Source organism: [Actinomadura] parvosata subsp. kistnae (assembly GCF_900323885.1).
Classification (GTDB): domain Bacteria; phylum Actinomycetota; class Actinomycetes; order Streptosporangiales; family Streptosporangiaceae; genus Nonomuraea; species Nonomuraea composti.
Genome location: NZ_OOHJ01000032.1, coordinates 138,313 through 158,493, shown reverse-complemented (window position 1 = coordinate 158,493; position 20,181 = coordinate 138,313). Strand labels below are relative to the sequence as shown.

At 71.7% G+C, this 20,181-nt stretch carries 18 protein-coding genes; 5 read left to right on the top strand and 13 right to left on the bottom strand.

The genetic code is table 11. From position 1 onward, the window contains the following. Positions 1–72: 72 nt before the first annotated feature. A complete protein-coding gene (locus KIS93_RS61185) occupies positions 73–1,065 on the bottom strand; it encodes an L-threonylcarbamoyladenylate synthase (protein ID WP_230466133.1) in 993 nt (330 codons plus the stop codon). 417 nt (positions 1,066–1,482) lie between these two features. Here KIS93_RS61185 and KIS93_RS61180 point away from each other — a divergent pair, with 417 nt between their 5' ends. Then, positions 1,483–1,731, top strand: a complete 249-nt coding sequence (locus tag KIS93_RS61180) for a hypothetical protein (RefSeq protein WP_080038388.1) — start codon at positions 1,483–1,485, stop codon at positions 1,729–1,731. 227 nt (positions 1,732–1,958) lie between these two features. On the opposite strand, the gene KIS93_RS61175 is transcribed toward KIS93_RS61180, so the two are convergent. The 5 genes from KIS93_RS61175 to KIS93_RS61155 form a co-directional block, all read right to left on the bottom strand. Further along, the gene (locus KIS93_RS61175; protein ID WP_186405157.1) at positions 1,959–3,056 is read right to left on the bottom strand and encodes an oxygenase MpaB family protein; all 1,098 of its coding nucleotides are present in this window, start codon (positions 3,054–3,056) and stop codon (positions 1,959–1,961) included. A gap of 530 nt (positions 3,057–3,586) precedes the next feature. After that, positions 3,587–5,287: a hybrid sensor histidine kinase/response regulator gene (locus KIS93_RS61170; RefSeq protein ID WP_080038390.1), complete on the bottom strand. Its 1,701-nt coding sequence runs from the start codon at positions 5,285–5,287 to the stop codon at positions 3,587–3,589. Continuing rightward, entirely contained in the window at positions 5,287–6,042 is a 756-nt protein-coding gene (locus KIS93_RS61165; RefSeq protein ID WP_080038391.1) for a response regulator, read from the bottom strand. The genes KIS93_RS61170 and KIS93_RS61165 overlap by 1 nt, the downstream gene beginning before the upstream one ends. A gap of 965 nt (positions 6,043–7,007) precedes the next feature. Further along, on the bottom strand, positions 7,008–7,226 hold the full coding sequence (locus KIS93_RS61160; RefSeq protein ID WP_186405156.1) for a hypothetical protein: 219 nt from the start codon (positions 7,224–7,226) through the stop codon (positions 7,008–7,010). A 351-nt stretch (positions 7,227–7,577) separates the two neighbouring features. After that, complete coding sequence (locus KIS93_RS61155) at positions 7,578–8,882, bottom strand: sugar efflux transporter (protein WP_335673950.1); 1,305 nt, start codon at positions 8,880–8,882, stop codon at positions 7,578–7,580. A 589-nt stretch (positions 8,883–9,471) separates the two neighbouring features. On the opposite strand from KIS93_RS61155, the gene KIS93_RS61150 reads away from it, so the two are divergent. Together KIS93_RS61150 and KIS93_RS61145 are read left to right on the top strand one after the other, a co-directional pair. Next, entirely contained in the window at positions 9,472–10,323 is an 852-nt protein-coding gene (locus tag KIS93_RS61150; protein WP_186405154.1) for a GAF and ANTAR domain-containing protein, read from the top strand. 169 nt (positions 10,324–10,492) lie between these two features. Beyond that, entirely contained in the window at positions 10,493–10,768 is a 276-nt protein-coding gene (locus KIS93_RS61145) for a hypothetical protein (protein WP_080038396.1), read from the top strand. A gap of 46 nt (positions 10,769–10,814) precedes the next feature. Here the strand turns inward: KIS93_RS61145 and KIS93_RS61140 are convergent, their stop codons facing one another. After that, on the bottom strand, positions 10,815–11,438 hold the full coding sequence (locus KIS93_RS61140; RefSeq protein ID WP_080038397.1) for an ANTAR domain-containing protein: 624 nt from the start codon (positions 11,436–11,438) through the stop codon (positions 10,815–10,817). Between the two features lie 243 nt (positions 11,439–11,681). Then, positions 11,682–12,620, bottom strand: a complete 939-nt coding sequence (locus tag KIS93_RS61135) for a LysR family transcriptional regulator (RefSeq protein ID WP_080038398.1) — start codon at positions 12,618–12,620, stop codon at positions 11,682–11,684. A gap of 208 nt (positions 12,621–12,828) precedes the next feature. Between KIS93_RS61135 and KIS93_RS61130 the strand changes: the two genes are divergently transcribed. After that, positions 12,829–13,971: a DUF3500 domain-containing protein gene (locus tag KIS93_RS61130; RefSeq protein WP_222108167.1), complete on the top strand. Its 1,143-nt coding sequence runs from the start codon at positions 12,829–12,831 to the stop codon at positions 13,969–13,971. A gap of 174 nt (positions 13,972–14,145) precedes the next feature. On the opposite strand, the gene KIS93_RS61125 is transcribed toward KIS93_RS61130, so the two are convergent. The 5 genes from KIS93_RS61125 to KIS93_RS61110 are packed head-to-tail and all read right to left on the bottom strand — an operon-like array spanning position 14,146 to position 17,316. Beyond that, positions 14,146–14,547: a hypothetical protein gene (locus KIS93_RS61125; protein ID WP_080038400.1), complete on the bottom strand. Its 402-nt coding sequence runs from the start codon at positions 14,545–14,547 to the stop codon at positions 14,146–14,148. Positions 14,548–14,555: 8 nt separating this feature from the next. Next, a complete protein-coding gene (locus KIS93_RS67100) occupies positions 14,556–14,786 on the bottom strand; it encodes an imine reductase family protein (protein ID WP_230466135.1) in 231 nt (76 codons plus the stop codon). After that, complete coding sequence (locus KIS93_RS67095; RefSeq protein WP_230466136.1) at positions 14,780–15,007, bottom strand: NAD(P)-binding domain-containing protein; 228 nt, start codon at positions 15,005–15,007, stop codon at positions 14,780–14,782. The genes KIS93_RS67100 and KIS93_RS67095 overlap by 7 nt, the downstream gene beginning before the upstream one ends. A 24-nt stretch (positions 15,008–15,031) precedes the next feature. Further along, complete coding sequence (locus tag KIS93_RS61115; protein ID WP_080038402.1) at positions 15,032–16,231, bottom strand: MFS transporter; 1,200 nt, start codon at positions 16,229–16,231, stop codon at positions 15,032–15,034. After that, positions 16,228–17,316, bottom strand: coding sequence for an alkene reductase (locus KIS93_RS61110; RefSeq protein WP_246005567.1), 1,089 nt, complete (start codon positions 17,314–17,316; stop codon positions 16,228–16,230). The genes KIS93_RS61115 and KIS93_RS61110 overlap by 4 nt, the downstream gene beginning before the upstream one ends. Positions 17,317–17,470: 154 nt before the next feature. On the opposite strand from KIS93_RS61110, the gene KIS93_RS61105 reads away from it, so the two are divergent. Continuing rightward, positions 17,471–20,167: an ATP-binding protein gene (locus tag KIS93_RS61105; protein ID WP_230466137.1), complete on the top strand. Its 2,697-nt coding sequence runs from the start codon at positions 17,471–17,473 to the stop codon at positions 20,165–20,167. The last annotated feature ends 14 nt before the right edge of the window (positions 20,168–20,181 follow it).

Below are 20,181 nucleotides of genomic sequence, written 5' to 3'. Positions count from 1 at the left end.
TCTGAGGACACGCCCGCGGCCTGATCTGAGGACACGCCCGCGGCCAGGTCGCCGGCGCGATGCTCGCGCCGCTCAGGCGGCGGGCCGGGGTCCTGCGGCGCGGCGCAGCCGGTTGGCGATCGCCAGGCCCAGCCCCTGCTCCGGCGGCAGGGACGCCACGATGAGGTCACAGCCTCGCTGGTCGAGCTCGCGCAGCAAGGCGTACAGCTCGCGCGCGTAGGCGGGCATCGACGCCGGGACCGCCACCACGGCGTGCGCCTTGACCTCGGCGTCGGCGAAAGCGGGAGGAAGCAGGACGCCCACCTGGTGGCCGGACTCCTGCGCGCGTTCCGCTTCGGCGATCACCTGCTCGGGCTCGACCAGGACGACCCGGGCTCGCGGCGCGTAGTGCGAGGGATGCTGGCCGGGCACCCGGACCGTACTCGTGGCGGGGACCTCGAGCGGGCGGCCCAGCGCCGCTTCGAGGTCTTCGCGCGTGACTCCGCCGGGCCGCAGGATGCTCAGCGCCTCGCCCGTGGCGTCGACGATGGTGGACTCGACGCCGACCTGGCACGGGCCGCCGTCCAGCACGACGTCGACGGCGTCACCGAGTTCGGCGCGGACGTGGCCGGCCGTGGTGGGGCTGACCGAGCCGAAGCGGTTGGCCGACGGGGCCGCGATGCCGCCGCCGAAGGCGGACAGCAGCGCGAGCGCGACGGGATGGGCGGGCACGCGCACGGCCACCGTCTCCAGGCCGCCGGTCGTCTCCAGCGGCACCCGGCGGCCGCGCCGCAGCACCAGCGTCAGCGGCCCCGGCCAGAAGCGCTCGGCCAGCAGCCGCGCGGCGGCGGGCAGGCCCTCTGCCCAGCCGTCCAGTTGCTCCGCGTCGGCGAGGTGGACGATCAGCGGGTGGGAGGGCGGACGCCCTTTAGCCTGGAAGACGCGCGTGACGGCGGCGCCGTCGGCGGCGTTGGCACCCAGCCCGTAGACGGTCTCGGTCGGGAAGGCCACCAGGCCTCCACCGCGCAGCACCTCGGCCGCCCGGTCGATGGCCGCGCTGTCGATGTCACCAGGTCTTCCTGTCACCCTCGCCATCCTCTCACTGTTATCTGCTGTCACACTCCGCGCCCGTGACGATGATCGATGACGAACCGGTACTCCGCCCGCGAGCCAGAGAGCCGGCACCGCTGCCACCCATCCACGGCCTGGCCCTACTCCCTGCTCGCGCACCGTCGCTCTGCCCGCCCAGCGCTTCTGGCCCTGCTCCCATGTCAAGGCGCGGCCCCAGCACTGGGTTTCACCGGCCGTGGACGGCAGCCCCGCTCACACCATGCGCGGCGACCAGCCGGGCGCTGCCGTCGACCACCCGCTCGGCCCGCGCCCGGGAGCCCGCGCTGCGACAGCGAGCGCATCAGCTTCCTCGTCAACGTCCCCAAGGGCCAGAACCCCTGGAGGGGCAACACCGGAGGCTGCCGGCTCCTCGGCGCCGACCGAATCTACACCATGTACACGGCGATCGGCGTCGAGGGCAAGCTCGTGGACGACGTCCGGGTCCCCACCCGCAACGCCTCGCTCCGTCATGTCACCACGGACCAGAACGCGGCGGCCGGTCGCGATCCGAGCGCCTTCTACGCGCGTTATCGCGTGCTCCCCGAGCCGACCCCCGAAGGAGGACTGCGGGACAAGTCCGGCAATGCCTTCTATGAGAATCAAGCACGGCGCACCGCCCGCGCCTTCTTCGTGAGGAAATGAAGCAAGCCATCTAGAACCCACCCTTCAGAAGGGGGTGTCCCGCGGTGCGCGACCATGGCCGCAATCTCCGTGAAGTGGGCGATGAGGCAGAGGTCGACGGTGGCCGGGTCCGGTCCCGATGAAGTGGAGCTGCATGGCTGGGGTTCCTTTCCGCCGATGGAGGCAGGCCCCGGCGGGCCGATGGGCAAGGGCCGCCAGGGCCCATTCCTACCTGACGGAGTTCGGGGTCATCGTGCGACGATGCGGTCGGCCATCTGCGGCTCGGTCTCCTGGCCGTGGGTGAAGGCCCGGATGGAGACTTCCTGCACGGCGTTGCTCAGCTCGCCGAGCACCGTCTTGACCGGCGGGGTCTCATACAGCGGGGTGGCGGAGACGACCTTGTTGAACAGGCCGCCGATCGTGGCGACGGGGTCCAGGACGGCGTTCCTGGGAATCTTCATCATGTCGGCGTAGGTGTCGCCGAGGGCCAGGCGCAGGAACGCGGCCACGGCGCCGGGCACCCCGACGTACCCCTGGTACAGCTCGATGCATTCGCGGGTGAGGTTGATGCCTTCGGGGCTGGAGGCCCACTCGTGGGGGCGGGCCTCGTGCCACAGCGTGCGGCCCTGCTGGTAGCCCTCGGGCAGGATGTCGTCGGGCACGCCGAGGAAGTGGGCGACGATGCGCCAGGCGTAGTAGAAGCCTTCGGCGTCGTCCGGTGTGACCCGGTAGCCGAGGTTGTGCATGGCGTCCAGGATGCCGATGGAGAAGACCAGGGCGGCGCCGGCGGTGTAGAGCTGGGAGACCGGCATGCCGTCGCTGGCCTGGTCCCACTGGCCGGAGCGCAGGTGGAGCTGGCGGATCGCGGCGTGGATGAGCCGGACCTTCTGGCAGGTGGGCACCAGCTTGGAGTGCGGGGTGAAGGCGTCCTCGTTGCCCATGCCGACGAACAGCCGGGTCGACTGCGACAGCCGGCGGTGGGGCTGGCGCAGCACGTGGGTGGAGTCCAGGGTCTTGGCGCCCATGGGCGACAGGTAGGTGCCGACCAGGCCGGCGGTGGCCTGCAGCGTGGCGGCCTCGCCCTGGTAGCGCCCGAAGAACGCGGCGGTGCGGGCCAGCTCGCCCTCCTTGACCCAGGACGGGAACTGCCGGGTGGATTGCATGTAGTCGCGCAGCACCGCGGGCGCGTCCGCGGGGATGGCGGAATCGGCGGTGCTGATCTGCCGGAAGACCTCGTTGACGGTGTTGACCTGGCCGGCGTCCAGGAGCTGGGTGACGACCTCGTCGGCGAGAGGGTCCCCTACGTCCTTGAGCTGGTGTTTGAAGTCGGCGTAGCTGAGAGCCATGGCTGTCTCCGTGCTCTTGCAGGGGGTCGGGATCCCGCCCACCCACACCATTAACTGTCCGTAGTCATTTCTATACGAAGAGTAGTGGCCCGGCCAGCCTGGTCGCGGGCGCTGCGCTGACCGGCGGCACCTGGCTGTGGACGAACGAGAGAAGCAGACGCTGACGCGGATCGCCGACGGCTGCCCCGACCTCGCACTTGACGACCAGCCCGCGCCCTGACCCTCGCCGGAACCGGGCACCACACCGCCGGCGCTCGCCCCGCCGGAGCGCGAGCGATCAGCCGGGCGACCCTGCCCGCACCCTTCTCCTCCACCGCCCGAGGCGCACCGCCTCCCGCATGAAGATCCCTGGAGGTCATCTCATGTTTCTCATCCGCCGCGCAGACGCGGAGGCGCTGGGTGAAGTCGCTGGGCTCATCCCGGTGAAGCATCATCCTCGCCAGGGCGGTGTTTCGGTGATCGTTCGGCCTGGCTGCGCGGGTCAGGGTCGGTGAACAGGGCGATCAGATGGTGGACCGGGATGTGGGAGGTCACGCCAGGCGGGGCCCGGGCTGTCCGGGGGTGGGCTGGTCGGTCAGGTCGCTGAGGACTTGGTCGAGGCGGGCAGGGTCGAGGGGTTTGGCGAGGTGGGCGTCGAATCCGGCGGCGCGGCTGCGTTCACGATCGGTGTCCTGGCTGAATCCGGAGACGGCGATCAGGCGGGTGCTGCGGTGGGTGGGGGTGCGGCGCAGCCGGCGGGCCACGGTGTAGCCGTCGGGGTCGTCGCCGAGGGCGAGGTCGCACAGGATCAGATCGAACGGCTGGTGGGCGGCGGCGAGGGCGTCGGCGCCGTTGGTGGCGATGGTGACGGTGTCGCCGCGCTGGCGTAGCAGCACGGCGTACATGGCGGCGAGGTCGGTGTTGTCCTCGACGAGCAGGACCCGCATCGGCGCCCGGGCGGGGGCGGGCGTGGGGCGCTGCTCGGCGCTGTCCGGCGGGGCGTCGGTGAGCGGCAGCCGGATGGTGAACGTGGCGCCGGTCCCGGGACCGTCGCTGTGGGCGGTGGCGGTGCCGTCGTGCAGCGTGGCGATGCCGCGGACCACGGCCAGGCCCAGGCCCAGCCCGGCGGGAGTGGCCTGGCCGGAGGTGCCGGCACGCACGAACGGGTCGAACAGGCCGGCCGCCGCTTCGGGCGCGAAGCCGGGGCCCTCGTCGCGTACGCGCAGGAAGGCGTGCCCAGCGCCGGTGGTCACCTCGACGTGGACGGGGATGTCGGTGGGTGCGTGTTTGCGGGCGTTGTCGAGCAGGTTGCTGATCATTTGAGCGAGGCGGACCGGGTCGCCGTCGACGGTCGCCGGCACGTCGGGCAACGTGAGACGGATCCCGGCGGTGCCGGGGCGGGTGGCTTCGATGTCGCGGACGGTGGCGGCCACGAGCGTGCGCAGGTCCAGCGGCCGGCGGGCGACCTGCAGGTGGCCGGTGACGACCCTGGCGGCTTCGAGCAGGTCGTCGGTCATCCGGGTCAGGGCGGTCAGTTGCCGGGACAGGACGGCGCGGGCCGGGTGGTCGGGGACGTCCAGCCCCAGGACGTCGAGGGCGGCGCGGGCCGATGCGAGGGGATTGCGCAGTTCGTGGGACAGGGTGGCGATGAACCGGTCCTTGGCCTGCTGCTGGGCTCGCAGCGCGTCGCCGGCGGCGGCCAGTTCGGCGTTGACGCGCTGCAGTTGCCGGTTGGCGTCCTGCAGTTGGCGGCCGCGGGTGAACAGGTCGGCCTCCATCTGCTCGACCCGGGTCTGCAGCGCCGCGGCGACGCGTTGCTGCTCGTGGCCCTGACGGCGTAGTTCGACCAGGTCGGTGACATCCTGGACCCGGTGGACGATGAACGCCACACTGCCGTCGTCGGCGAAGACCGGGGTGTTGACCGGGCTCCAGTACCGCTCGACGAACTCGCCCTCGGGGGTACGGATGTCATAGCGCTGCAGGGCGAGGGCGTCGGGCCGGCCGGAGTCCACCACCGTCTGCAGGGATCGGCGCAGGTTGCGCACGCCGTCGGCGTCCGGGTCGTCAGGGTTGTCGGGGAACACCTCGAACATCGGCCGGCCGGCCACCGCCTCCCGGTCGGTCATGGTGGCCTCGGCGTAGGCCTGGTTGATGGTGACGATGGTGAAGTCCGCCGTCATGATCAAGTACGGCGACGGGAGCGCATCGAACAACCGTTCGTAGTTCAACGCCCATCCGCTCGCGGGCGCCATCACGGGTCCAGCCGGTAACCGATGCCGCGCACGGTGGTGATCCGCGGGCTGGTCGCGCCGGCCATGGCGAGCTTGCGGCGCAGCCGGTACACATGCTCGACAACGGACGAGCCGTCCTGCCGGTCGGGATCGGCGCCCCACACGGCGCTCAGCAGCTGGCCGGTGGTGAACACCTGCCGGGGCTGGGAGATCAGCAGCGCCAGCAACCCGTACTCCAGCGGCGTCAACGCCACCGGCGCGCCGTCGACGGAGACCTCTCGTGACCGGGTGTCGACGGCCAGCCCGCCGACGCGATGCACGGCGTCGGCACCCGGGGGATGCGCGCGGCGCAGCACCGCCCGGATCCGGGCAGCCAGCTCCGGCAGGGAGAACGGCTTGACGACATAGTCGTCGGCGCCGAGCTCCAACCCGACGACGCGTTCACGCTCCTCGACCCAGCCGGTCAAGATGATCACCGGCAGGTGACGGCCGGCGCGTACCCCGCGCAGGAAGTCGAGGCCATTGCCGTCGGGGAGGCCGAGATCCAGCACGAGCAGGTCGACGGGGTGGGTGCGCAGCAACGCCGCCGCACCGCGGGTGTCGCCGGCGGTACACATCCGGAATCCGTCGCGGGTGAGGTACGCGGTGGCCATCTCGACCAGGTCCGCCTCGTCATCCACCAGAGCGATCATCGGCCGCGTCACTGTCGTGCGCAGCGGCTCGTGCGCTGATGAGTCGTTGATCGGCCGGTCATCCCGCGTCGATGCGGCACCCATGTGGTGAGGGTAACACCGAAGACGTCACGACTGCCGCCGCACCTGGAGCCGCCATGCCGCCACCGGACGAGCCTGCCGGTTCGCGCGCCGCGGAAAGCATCGACGGGCCCGGCACCCGGGGCAGCATCGGGCACGGCGAGCGAGGGACCGCGACACCGCCGCCACGGCGCGGGCGGGCCGCCTGTACTGGCCGTCCGAGCGCGCCCGCCGGCTCATCGAGCGCGCTGACCAGCTCCTGGAGCGTGCCGAGCGGCTCATCGAGCGTGGCGACCGGCTTCTCTCCGCATCCAGCGAACGCCTGTCACCACGCCAGGCGCCGACGCCGATCGGCACCGGCGAGGCAGCCGGACCCGCCGCCGGCCACGGCAGAGAAGGGGCAGAGGGTGACGGGAAGGCCGGCCTCAGCCAGAGAGCCGAGCCATCCCACAGAAATGGCGATGGCGATCCGATTCGCCGGACATGTCGCTGCTGCGACAAGCCATCGCTTCCGAAGGAAACCTCCCGTATCTGGAGTGTGGTCCCTATGGCCGCCCCATATCCGCGGCCCGTCAGCGCTGGGGAGCCCGCTGAAGCGGCCTCGGCGCTGCTGTCGGTCTCCCGAGAGATAGCCTGGCTGGCCGCCCTGCGGGCCGGCGTCGCCGCTGAACAAGCGCGGGTCGCCGCCGAGCGCGCGCAGCAGGCCCGCGACCGTGCCCCCGTCATCGCCGAACGGCTGGCACAGGTACGACGCCGGCTCCGAGCCAATGGCTCGGCCGACGCAGCCACCAGCACTTCCCCGGCGCCGAGCCCTTCTCCTCCGCGGCAGCCCCCGACGGGCGGCGCACCGGACCGGGAGGTCTCCTGACTCCATTCACCTCGACCTGCGAGCATCCGCCCGGTGCCACGCTGGTACGCGTGGCCGGCGAGGCCGGCGCGCTCAACGCCGCCCGGCTGCAGGCCTACCTCCACCGCGCCAACTGGACGCCTCAACCATGGTGATCGTCTTCAGCGGCTTCCGCCCGCAACTCCTCAGCCCGGCGGCGATGCCACTCCGTATCGCCCACGCCCAGCTCAGCGGCCAGCTCATGCATCCGCGCCGCCCGTCGCACCGTCTGAGCAGCGTGCCGATAGCCGGCCCGCGCATCGACCGCGGCCTGCTCGGCCGCCTGAATCGCCTCCTCTGTCCGCGCGGCGGCATCCCGCACCGGGGCGGTGCCGAAGGGCCGTTCCCGGCCAACTCCTCAATCCGCTGCCTCAGTTGCGCGGCGCGCTCGGCGGCCCGCCGGGCCCGTACACGCGCCCGTTCGTGCTGGCTGTGCAGCTCATCAAAGAGTGCCGGAAAATCCTCGGTCATCGCTCGGGCACCTACCCCTCGACCACACCGTCGCACGGACCGGCGGCGACCGCCAGAGGGCGGTTGACACCGTCGCCGAGCTGAAAGACGGCATCGAAGGTCACCCCGATCCACCGTCTGTCGGCGTACGGGTTCAAGTGCAGAGCCACGTACAGAGGCGAATGTCCGGAGCGGTGGGCAGCACGACCCCTGCCGGCGACGCTCAGCGTGGTGACAGACGCTCGGTGACGGAATGGTTCGCCTCAACTCGTGCTCGACGCTGGGCGAGCAGGAACAGCAGCCACGCCAGGGCGCTGAGCACGGCGCAGGCGAACAGGGCCGTGCGATAGCCGAGGGCGTGGGAGATGCCGCCGGCGGCGATGCCCGACACGAGCGAGCCGGCGGTCGCGGAGTTGGCGAACAACGTGGTGGCCCGTCCGGGGGAGGTCGGCAGCAGGTGCTGCATGTGGCTGATGCCCAGCGCGCCCACGACCGCGATGGCGACGCCCCGGGCGATGTGGACGATCACCAGAGCAACGATGCCGGTGAACGCCATCACGAGCGCGAAGTAGACGAACATGAGTCCCATGCCGATGAGGATCATGCGCTGCCTCCAGCGGTCCGGCACCAGCAGCAGGGCGAGCGCTGCGGGGATCTCCGCCGCGGCGCCGAGGCTGAACATCCAGCCCACGTCCTCCGGCGAGCCGTGCAGCACCTCGGTGACATAGAGCGGCAGCGCCACCGCACCCGAGAACATCGCCACGTGGAACAGGGTGAAGCCGGCCAGCGGCAGCGCGACGGCTCGCGAGGCGAGTGGCCGGTCGCTGCTCGCCTCGTCCGGCCGGGGCGCCGGCTGCGGGCGGGCGTCCAGTCGGAGCACGGCCACGACCACCAGGCAAAACCCGCAGGCGGTGGCCGTCAGGACCCCGGAGTAGCCGGGACCGGCCAGTAGCGCGCCGCCCACCAGCGGGCCGATCGCCCAGGCGAGCGACCAGGCCGAGCGCAGGACGGGCGTGCCGCCGCGGGTCCTGCCCGCCGGCCCGTCCGTGTGGCTCTTGGCGAGGGCGAAGAGCTGCGGGAATACGGCGCTGCCCGCGCCGAGGAACACCACGCCGATGAGGAGCAGCAGCGGGTACGGCGGCGTCGTCAGGAGCAGCAGGTATCCCGTCCCCGCCAGCGACGCGGCCAGCGCCGCCGGCCACCGGCCGGGGCGGTGATCGTAGCGGCGGCCGAGCCAGGCGCTGGCCGCCATGCCGCTGATCGCTGTCAGCGAGACGAAGACGCCGATCTCCAGCGCGGACAACCGCAGTCGTTCGGCTCCGAACAGGACGAGGTAGGGCCCGATCATGGACTCGGTGATGCCGAGCAGCAGAACCGTGACCAGGAGAGTAACGAGCCGACGCCTCAGGCCGGATGCCGGAGTTGACCACATTGGCAGCGCGCTACCCAGCCTTTCCCTCTTGTATGCGCATGCGCCGATCTTGTCGCCGGGTGGCATGCTCGTCCGAGCCGGTGGCCTGACGGGCATCGTGCGGATGGCAGCACTGACGGGGCAGATCACCGTCATATCCGCGTCAGAGTGGGGCGAGCGCCTCAGGCCTGGCAGACGCAGGCGTCACGAATGCCGCGAGGATCGCCCACACGACCACGAGCAGGTCCTCCTGGGCCTGTTCACCCGGGACCATGCTGGACTCTGCGGCCTGAGAAAGGGGCCCAGAGGTCAGCTCGCGAAGGCGCCACCGGCCGCAAGCGCGATGAGGCCACCGCCCCGCCGACCGGCCGGCAGCGACGCACCGGCCTGACCCGACATCCCGCCCTCTCCCACAGGGGCGCCGAATGATCTTCCAGCGTGGGCGACCGGCGGCTACAGTCAAGGGATACAGGCCGGCCCAGCCCGCGTCGGGCGGGCAGCTTGGATCGTTTGGGAGCGGATGCGGCCGGGAAATCGGATCCCGCCGCCTCCGCCGGGTGATGCGCCGGGGAAGGCGACGTGTCGCCGGGCCATCTGGAGAGCTTCTTCTTGTCAGTGGCCCCGGATGCGACCAGGGCGCCGCCCGGGCGACGCCGGAACCCAGCAGGGGCGGGGCCGTGGGCTCTCGCCCGGACAGGAGCCCTGCATGGGCACGTCAGGCGATCCCCGGCCCGACCGGCGTCCCCCCGACGGCGCCGATGGCCACGACCCGGACCCCGCCGAGCTGGACGCCGCCGGCCTGAGCCCCAGCGCACTGGTCGAGGACCATCTGCACGAACTGGCCGGGGCGCTGCTGGCCACCAGCAACATCGACGCCGCCCTGAACGAGCTGGCGGTGGCCGCCTCCCGCATCGCCCCCGGCGCGCCGATGGCCGGGGTCACCCTGCGCCTGGGCGAGCGGGTGATGACGGTGGCCTCCTCCGAAGCCCACGCCCTGCTGGTCGATGAGATCCAATACGACAACGAGCCCGACGGCGGGCCCTGCTTGCAGGCCATCGACACCGGCCAGATCGTCATCGTCGAGGACCTGGGCACCGAGACCCGGTGGGGCACCTACGCGACCCTGCTGCTGTCGCACGGGCTGCGCAGCATCTACTCCAGCCCGTTGCACGCCGGCGAACCGGTGATCGGCGCGCTGAACATGTACGCCACCACGCCGGCCGCCACCGCGTTCACCCCGGCCGCCCGCACCGCCATCGCCCGCGTCGCCGACCACACCGGCCTGCTGCTGCACGCCGTGCTCCAGGCCGCCCGGCACGCCGAGATCACCGGCCAGTTCCGCCAGGCCCTCACCAACCGCGCCATCATCGAGCAGGCCATCGGCATCCTGATGGGCCAGCGCCGCTGCACCGCCGCCGAGGCCTTCGCGATCATGCGACGCACCTCCCAGAACCGCAACCGGCGCCTGCGCGACGTCGCCGCCGACATCATCATCGCCTTCACTGGCCGGCCGCCCCAGCCTTCCCCGTTCGCCGACCCTCCAGAGGGATTCCCCTGACCGCAGGTCACGGGCGCCTACACGCCATCCGCGCGACAGAAGGCGGGCCACGCATGAGCGGCCCCCGGCGGGCCGGCCGCACCCGGCCGTCCGATCGACGACGGCGTTCCGGCCACCGAGGCGGTCATGACAGCGCCGAGAAAGAGCACCAGGCCCCAGGGAGGTTCCGATGAACGCTGATCAGCTTCTTCGCCACCCCGACCTGCTCGCCATGTCGGCACGCTACTGGAGCGAACAGGCCCAGGACCAACGACGACAACTCGACGAGACACGGCAGACGACCGCCGCCCTGACCCGCAGCATGCGCGAACTCCGCGGCCGGATGCGCGACTTGCAGGAGCAGATGCGCCGCGCCCGGGCCCGCGCCGACCGCGTCATCCTGAGCCGCCCAGCCGGCAGAACGGGCTCATCAGGCCCTTCCAGCCGGTCACTACCGGCCGATTAGCGGCGGCGACCCGCGAGCAGACTCGGGGCCCGACCGGCGTGAGACTTCAGCGGGCCGGGGAGTGCTGCACATGCACAGACGAGGGCGACTGGCTGCTGATCGAGCCGATCAGCTCGATCGCGATCTGTGGCAGGTCGCAGCCCTGCCGGTGCGCCCGAGCATGCATCGTCTGCAGAGCACGCTCAGGACTACAGCGCTGCTGCGCCATGAGGATGCCCAGCGCACGGTTGATGAGGGTGTGCTCGCGGGCGTCATAGCGCCGCCGGGCCGCCTCGTAGCGTTCGACGACAGCGGCGACGTTGTCGCGGCCGGGCAGCCAGCCCCGTTCGGCAAGGGAAGCCTGCCGCTGACGCAGCGTGGCCAGGGCGTTCGCGGCACGCCGGGCTCCCTCAGCCGCGCGCTCGCGCATCTGCGCGGCCACCACCGCCCGCGCGGCTGCGCGCCGGGCCAGCTCGTCGCCGGCCTGGACGGTGAGCACGCCGCCAGAGCCGGAGCCGACCGCAGACACGGCCGGGCGGCGAGCGGGGATGGTCTCGTCAGAACGCGTTATGGCAGAGCTCAAGCGAACGGCCATCCGCAGAGCCTCACGGCTCAAGGAGTGGTCAGGGTCACGCGCGGCCAGCGCGGTCAGCAGCGCCGCGGCTGTCCGGATGTCGCGTTCGTTCACCATGGGCACCTCCGAACCGGTGACGTCTGGCACGCGCAACACGGGCGCGCCGCGATTGCTCGCTCGGTGTCGCCGGGCATCCTCCACTCTAAGAAAGACAGACTCGGGCCGGAACAGAACAGGGCGTGGCCTCGCTCGGGGGAGCAGCCTCCATGGCCAGGAACCGGCCGGCACGGCGACCGGGTGAGCAGGCCCTCCTCGATCACCGCACAGGCAAGGGCCGCCGCGATGACGTCGTGCTGGCCGTCAAGGACCTCCGGCGGCGAGGCGGCCCCGGGCAGGAGTCTCGGGTACGGCGGTTTGGATGAGGGCCCGCAACCATTGGGTGGGGCGGTCCGTGTCGAGCCGTTGATGCCACTGGACGGCGATGTCGAGCGGCGGTACGTCGAAGGGCAGAGCGCTTTGACACAGTGGCAGGCCGCGGGCGATGAGATGCCGGGCGAGCAGGCTGGGCATCGGGACGATGAGGTCGTCCTCCAGGGCGAGGATCGCGGCCGCGGTCATCGAGGGAACGCTCGCGATGACCTTGCGGCTCCGCCCCTGTTCCTGCAACGCGGCGTCGATGGGGCCGCGTGTGCGACCACGGCGTGATGCGCTCACGTGCGGGAAGGCGCAGATGTCGTCGACCGTGAGGCTCCCGATGCGGGCCAGGCTCGAATGCGCGGCGAACACGGCCACATAGTGGTCGCGGAAGAGCCGCTGGGTCTGAAGATCCGGCAGGACGGGATCAGGCACTCCGATATCCAGGTCGATGGTGCCGTCACGGAGCGCATCGGGGCTTTCGTTCCCTTCGGCTACGAACCGTACCGTGATCCCCAGCGCTTGTTCTCGTACCCGGGCAAGGATGGCCGGCGCGAGCAGGGGCACGAGGGCGTCGTTGATGCGGATGGCGAAGTTTCGACGCCATTTGGTGGGGTCGGTTCCTTGCCCGTCGACACCCAACTGGCTGACTTCCTCCAGAAGGCGGCGAACCGTATGAGCCGCACGCTGAGCGAACGGCGTCGGCACCAGACCGCGGCCCGCGCGAACCATGATCTCGTCGCCCATGGCCCGCCGCAATCTGCCCAGGGCCCGGCTCGTCGCGGGGGGCGACAGGTGGAGCTGCTCGGCCGCGGCGGTCACGCTGCCGGTCTGGATCAGCGCGTCGAACACGCGAAGGAGGTTGAGATCGAGACTGTCCGCCATCGCCTCAGTATTGCATCAGACGCAATCCAGGGATGCCAATCTTGCAGTGGACATTATGAGTCGTGCTCTCTTGACTTGAGGTGAGTGCCACCGCACCCGCGAGCCGTGTCGCGTGCGTGTGCCGCTGCGCGGCCCCAGGCCCGGCCCCGGCCGAGGTCGTGTTCGTGCCGCCGCCCGAAACCGTACGCATGAAAGAGGAGAGCTCATCTTGCCCCGAAACCCACGACCGCCCAGGGCCGTCGCGGCCTGGATCGTTCTTTTCGTCGCGCTGGGGCCGGCGGCCTGCACGAGCTCCGATCCGGACGGCAGCACGACCTCTCCGCCCGCGACGTCATCCAAGCCGCCCGTCACCAAGACTCTGACAGCACAAAGAGACACCGAGGCGGCACCGGAAAACCCGATGACTTACGCGCACCTCCTGCAAAAGGCGAACGACTTCAAGAACAGCCTCACCGAAAGGCAACGAGCCGACCTCGAACACCCGTACACGTTCCAGAATGCTTCCCGCTGGCACACCTACCCCCAGTGGTATCTCGGCGACCGGGGGCGGCTCGGCGTGGATTTGAGCACGCTCAGCGACGAACAGTGGGATTCCCTCAATGCCCTTCTCGCGGCGGCGACCGGCAGTGGGGAACGCGACGGGTACGCGCAGATTCAGCAGCACCTCATCGCCGACGACTACCTGCGGAGCATCGGTGCGGGCGACGGCTACGGCCGCGGCGACTTCCGCGTCGCCTTCCTCGGCACCCCTTCGGAAACCGGCAGATGGCAGCTGCAATTCGGCGGCCACCACCTCGCGGTCAACAACACCTACGAGAATGGCGCGCTGATCAGCGCGACCCCGTCCTTCCGAGGCATGGAACCCCCGGAATTCCACTACAACGGGGTCCAGTACCGGCCGGAAGGACACGAGTGGGACACCTTCGTCGCGCTGCTCGCGTCCTTCACCGATGAGCAGCTTGCCCAGGCGCGCCTCAAGGAGACCTACCGCGATCTCCTCCTCGCCCCCGGCACCGACTGGGCTTTCCCCGAGACGCCATCGGGCGTCCAGGTCTCCACCCTCAGCGAGAAACAACGCCAGCTCGTGCGGCAGGCCGTCACCAACTACGTCAACGATGCCGACGACGCGAGCGCGCACAGCTACCTGGCGAAGTACGAGGCCGAACTGGATGACACCTACGTGAGCTATTCCGGTGGACCATCACTCACGAACTCAGGTGACTACATCCGCATCGACGGCCCGACCCTCTGGATCGAACTCGTCATGGATACCCCCTACACCAGCGACGGGCCTCACCCCCACGCCGTCTGGCGCGACAAGCGGGACGACTACGGCGGAACGAGACCGTGACGCCCCACGACACCTGACCGCGGGCAACACAACTGGCTGACCAGCAGGTTCGCTCAAAACGGTGGTGATGCCGTCGCTCTGGACGGTCCATCGGCCGTTGGGGAAGTCGCCGGCAATGACGACGCCGACGGGGAGCTCGGCTTCGCGTCCGGGCGGTGTGCGGGCACACGCCGGCTACGCCTGAGGTGCCACGCCGAAGCGGAGGAAGCCGGCGACGCGGGCGGAGAACGTGAGCGGGGTCCGCTCGCCCAGCGACGCGCGCAGGCCCGCCGCCACCTCGGCGTCCGGCTCACCGAACACCTCGAAGTGCTCCACCCGGCAGTGCTTCATCACCTCTTGGATGAACGGGTCCGCGAGCTTCCAGTGCAGGCGGACCGCGTCGGAGTCCCGATAGAGCTGGAAGCTGTGCGCGAGCATCCGCTTGTCGTCCACGAAGGTCTGCACCATCAGCTGCGGGCCGTGCTGCTGGGCGAACTCCACGGCTCGGGCGATGGCGTCGCGGAAATCCTCCAGGTGGCCGTCGGTGATGCGCATGGTGTTGCGGAAGAGGAGCATGGTTTCGTCCTGGTGGTTCATGACGCGATTCAGCCTTCCTTCGCCAGCAGCTCGAACAGGCTCGAGAAGCCCTGTTCGCCGTGGCCGTCGGCGATCCGGCGATCCATCAGTTCCTTGACCTGGCGCATCCGTATGGCTTCCGCGCCGGCGGACTCCCGGTGGCCGATCATGCAGTCCATCAGCGCGGCCTGGACGCGGAGCGGACCGAGATCCGGCGGGTGTTCGCCGCTCGCGACCGCCTTGGCGATCCCGGTCAGCAACGGCGGATATGCGGCCAGCGAGCCGGCGAAGCCGGGGTCCTCGCCGTGGTAGCCGACGCCGGGCAGACCACGACGAGCGGGCCGGCCGCCACCGCCTCCGCGGCTGTCGCGGCCGCCGTGGCGCCGAGGTCGACCAGCGGCGCGCTCCTACCTGCCGTTCGGTTCCAGACCGTTGTGCGATGTCCGCGTTCGACGAACGTTCCGGCGATCGCCGATCCCATGGAGCCTGGACCGAGGCGTCGAGGTCAGCCGGTCAGCGCGGCGGCGATGGCGGGGCCGAATGCGGCGCCGAGCAGGTAGCAGAGGTTGAACTGGCCCATCGCCGTCGACCTGGCGCCGTCGGGCACCGCGGCGGCGGCGCGTGCCGCGAACGCCCCTTGTCCGGAGGCGGCGGCGAGCGAGGTGAGCGCCTGCGCGATGAGGAGGACGGCCGGCGAGAGGCTGAGGCATGCCAGCCCCACGCCTGCCGCCGCCAGCCCGGGAAAGAGCCCGGCAACGGCCTTCACCGGCGCTTTCGCGGTGGCGGCGATCATCCCGTAGGAGGCCAGCCCGCCGAACAGCAGCGGCCACAGGATGGCGGCTCCCACCTGGCCGCTGGTCCAGCCCGCCCGTCCGGCGAGCAGGGCGGGCAGCAGATAGATCATGCCGAAGTTGGTCGCGGCCAGCAGCAACGCCAGTCCGGACGTCAGGAGGAACACCGGAGCGCGGACGATCGAGGCGGGCACGAATCCGTCGCGCCTGGACCGCAGGTGCAGCGCCAGCAGCCCACCGGCGGCCACGGCGGCCGTCCCCGCGACCGGCCATGAGTGGGGCACGAACACCAGCGCGGTGACCAAGGCGGTCAGCAGCACCGCGCCCACCGGGTCGAAGGGCGCGTCCGGCGCCGGGCCGGCGGGTCGGTGGCGCAGCACGCCGGGGACGGCGAGCAGGCTCAGCGCGGGCAGGGCCAGGCCCGCCTGCCAGGACAGCAGCTCTCCGGCCAGGTCGGCGATCAGCGGCGCGGTGGAGCCGACCGTCGCCAGCGAGGCCGTGACGAGCCCCATGGAGCGCGCCGAGCGGGTGAGGCTCATGGCGATCGTGGTGAACCCGGCAGTGCCGAGCCCTTGAGCCGCGCTGCCCAGCACGAGCGACGGCAGCGAGGGCACGCTCACCACGAGCACGGCGCCCAGGGCGACCAGCGCCGCACAGGTGAGCAGGGCCCGGCGTACGCCCTGGTGACTCTGCAAGCCCGCCATCAAGGGGGTGCCGATCGCGATGGCCCAGCCGAAGGCGGTGACGATCCAGGTCACGGCGCCCAGGTCCAGTCCGAGGTCGCGGGCGGCGTCCGGCAGGATGAGGCTGGGCCCGGCGATCCCGAAGGAGAGCGGTCCCGCCAGCAGCGCCAGCCACGCCGCCGGCACCTCCCGGGCCGGGGCGCCGGTGCGGGTGCGGGTCGTGCCGCTCATCGGTCCTCCCCTTCGGTGGACAGGACCGGATAGTCGGTGTAGCCGCGGTGGTCGCCGCCGTAGAAGGTGCTGGGGTCGGCCTCGTTGTACGGCCCGTCCGCCGCGATCCTGGCGGGCAGGTCGGGGTTGGCCAGCCACAGCCGGCCGAAGGAGACCGCGTCGGCCAGCCCGGACCGCAGCGCCTCGGCCCCGTCCGCGGGGCTCGCCGGCTCATCGCCGCTCCACGGGTGCGGGTTGAGGATGAGCGGCCCGTCCCACTCCTCGCGGATGATCTTGGTTACCTCGCGGGTGCCGTTCTCCGAGACGTGCAGGTACGCCAGTCCGTACGGGGCGAGCGCGCGAGCGAGCTCCGTGTAGAGGACCTCCGTATCGCCCTCGTTCATACCGTTGTACGTGATGCCGGGCGAGATGCGCAGACCGGTGCGCTCCGCCCCGATGGCGTCGGCCACGGCCCGCACCACCTCCACGGCGAACCTGAGGCGCCCGGCCACCGAACCGCCGTAGGCGTCGGTGCGCCGGTTGGTGTTGTCCGACAGGAACTGGTGGATCAGGTAGCCGCTGGCGCCGTGCAGCTCGACCGCGTCGAAGCCGGCCTCCACCGCCAGCCGGGCCGCGGCGGCGAAGTCCTCGATGGCCTGGTCGATGTCGGCCAGCGTCATCTCCCTCGGCGTCGGGTGCTCCAGCAGCCCTTCGGGGGTGTAGAGCCGCTCTCCGGAGCAGATCGCCGACGGAGCGAGGGGAAGCTCCCCTCCGGGATACAGGCAGGGATGGCCGATCCGCCCGGAATGCATGATCTGGACCGCGATGCGGCCGCCGCGCCGGTGCACCGCGTCCGTGACCAGCCGCCAGGCCGTCACCTGCTCCGGCGTGTGCAAGCCGGGGGTGTCGATGTAGCCCTGGCCGATCACGCATGGCTGGGTGCCCTCGGTGATGATCAGACCGGCGGCGGCGCGCTGGGCGTAGTACTCGGCGGTCAGTTCACCGACGAGCCCGTCCCGTGCCCGGCTGCGCGTCATGGGCGCCATGATCAGGCGGTTGGGAAGATCCAGCTCGCCGATGGTCACCGGCGTGAGAAGCTCGTTCACGTCACCCTCCTCGTCACGGGGTCGTCGTTGCCACGAGGGTATGAACGGGCGTTTACCGGCCGAATCGGTAAGGTTTCGGTACGGGACTACTGGGATCGCGTACGTATCCCGGACGGCACCCCCGTACGTATCCCCGCACGAAAGGCATGGTCGGTTGCTGCTGTACGGCAGGGCGGGCGAGCAGGCCGCGATCGAGGACCTCGTGGCGGCCGCGCGTGGCGGCCGCAGCGGCGGCCTCGTCCTGCGCGGCGAGCCCGGCATCGGCAAATCGGCGCTGCTCGACTGGGCCGCCGAGTACTGCACCGGCATCGGGGTGCGCGTCCTGCGGGTCACCGGCGTCGAGACGGAGGCGGATCTCGCCTTCGCCGGGCTCGTCCAACTGCTCTGGCCGGTCCAGGAACACCTCGATGCGCTGCCCGGGGCACAGGCGGACGCCCTGCGGGCGGTGCTCGGCTCGGGTGGCGCGGGCGCGCGGGACAGGTTCCTGTCCGGGCTGGCCGTGATGAGCCTGCTGGCCCATCTCGCTGACGACGGGCCGCTGCTCTGCCTGGTCGACGACGCGCACTGGCTCGACCACGCCACCGCCGAAGCGCTGCTGTTCGCCGCCCGCCGTCTGACGGAGGAGAAGGTGGCGCTGCTGTTCGCCGCCCGGGAGGAGGGGTTCACCGCCGCCGGTCTGCCCGAGATCCGCCCGTCCAGGCTGTCGCAGGAGGACGCGGAACGGGTGCTGGCCCACCGGGGCCTGACCCCCGCGGCCCGGGAGCAGGTGATCGCCGAGTCCGAGGGGAACCCGCTGGCGCTGATCGAGTTCTCCTCCGAACGCAGGCGCTACCACGCGGCGGCCGGCCCGATCCCGATCGCCGACCGGGTGCTCGCGTCCTTCCGCTCGCGCATCGCCCTGCTGCCCGACAAGACCCGTCTCATGATGCTGATGATCGCCGCCGAGGGCCGTGGCGACCTGCCGATGCTGCTGAGCGCCGCGGACGCGCTCGGAGTCGGGCCGGAGGACCTGGAGGAGGCCGAGAAGGCCGGACTCGTCGAGGTGAGTGCCGCTGTCATCGCCTTCCGCCATCCCCTGATCCGCACCGCCGCCTACCAGGGCGCGCCGCTGGCGCGGCGGATCGCCGTGCACCGGGCGCTGGCGGACGCGGCCACCGACGACGACTGCCGGCTCCGGCACCGGGCCGCGGCGACGACGTCACCCGACGAGGACCTGGCGGTGGCGTTGACGCGCGCCGCGGAAAGGGCTCGCGGCCGGGCCGCCTTCGCCGCCGCCGCCGGGCTGTGGGAACAGGCCGCCACCTACACCCCGCGCCCGCGCGACCGGGCCGCCCGGCTCGGCCAGGCGGCGGCGCTGGCGCTGTCGTCCGGCCACGCCGACCACGCCGCCGGCCTCGTCGGCCAGGCCGAGGACCTGCTGGACGATCCCGCGTCCCTCACCACGCTGGCCGAGATACGGGCGGCGGTGGAGTTCGAGCGGGGACAGGGCCGGTCCGCCGCCCGGCTCCTGATGGAACGGTGCCCCCCGGCCGACCCGGTGCGCGCCGTGCCCATGCTGCGCACGGCGGCCGGGTATGCCTGGCTCTGCGGCGAGGCGGAGGTGATCCGGGGCGCGGCCGCACGGCTGACCGCCATGGGCGCACAGGATCCGATGATCCAGGGTCTGGCGCACCTGGTCGACGACGACTACGCGCGCGGCCTGCCGCTGCTGGCCCAGTTCGTCGCGCACACCCTGCCCGACGTCACCGGCCAGGCGTCGCGCACCCCGCCCGACGTCACCGGCCAGGCGTGGCGCACCCCGCTGGACGGCGCCACCACGCGGTGGGCCGCCTTCTGCGCGATGGTCATGGCCGACGACGACGCGGCCTTCGCCCTGGCCGGCGCCGAGGTGGCGCGGTTGCGCCGGCAGGGCCTGGTGGGGGCGCTGCCGCAGGTGCTGCAGGATCTGGCCGGAGTGCACGTGCAGGCCGGCAGGCACCGTGACGCCGAGGCGTGCATTGCGGAGGCCGTCGAGCTGGCCCGCCACACGGGGATGCACCAGCGCGTGCCGCGGCTGCACTCGGTGCTGGCCAGGGTGGCGGCGATCGAGGGCGACGAGCAACGCTGCGTCCGGCTCGCCGGTGACCAGCCGGACTCCGGCGGCATGGTCGGCCTCGCCGCGCTCTGCCTGCTCGATGTGGGGCTCGGACGCTACGAGCGGCTGCTGGAGCGGCTCGAGGCCGCGGCGCGGGGACCGCTGCGCCACTTGACGATGCTGGTCACAGCCGGAGCCGAGCAGGTCGAGGCGGCCGTGCGGCTCGGCGAGCCCGAACGGGCCGAGGAGCCCCTGCGCCGCCTGGAAGCCTGGGCGCGCGCCGGGAGACAGCCATGGGCCGAGGCGGTCAGCGCCCGCTGCCGCGCGTTGCTGAGTGACGACGAGGACGACTATCTGCGCGCCCTGGCGGCGCACCGGCGCGCGGACCGGCCTTTCGAACAGGCGCGCACCGAGCTGGTGTACGGCGAGTGGCTGCGCCGGGCCCGGCGCGGCACCGACGCCCGCACCCCGCTGCGGGCGGCGCTGAAGACCTTCGAGCGGTTGCGGGCCGCGCCGTGGCGGGCGCGGGCGGAGGCGGAGCTGAAGGCGACAGGGGAGTCCGTCCTGGCAGCCCAGCCGACGGCCGCCGACCCGCTGGAGCGGCTCACGCCCCAGGAACTCCAGGTCGTACGTCTGGCCAGGGACGGGAGCACAAGCCGGGAGATCGCCGCACACCTGTTCCTCAGCCCGCGCACGATCGAGCACCACCTGTATCGGGCCTACCGCAAGCTCGGCATCCGGTCACGCCGGGAGCTGGCCCGCCTCGACCTCACCTGAACCACGCCGCACCT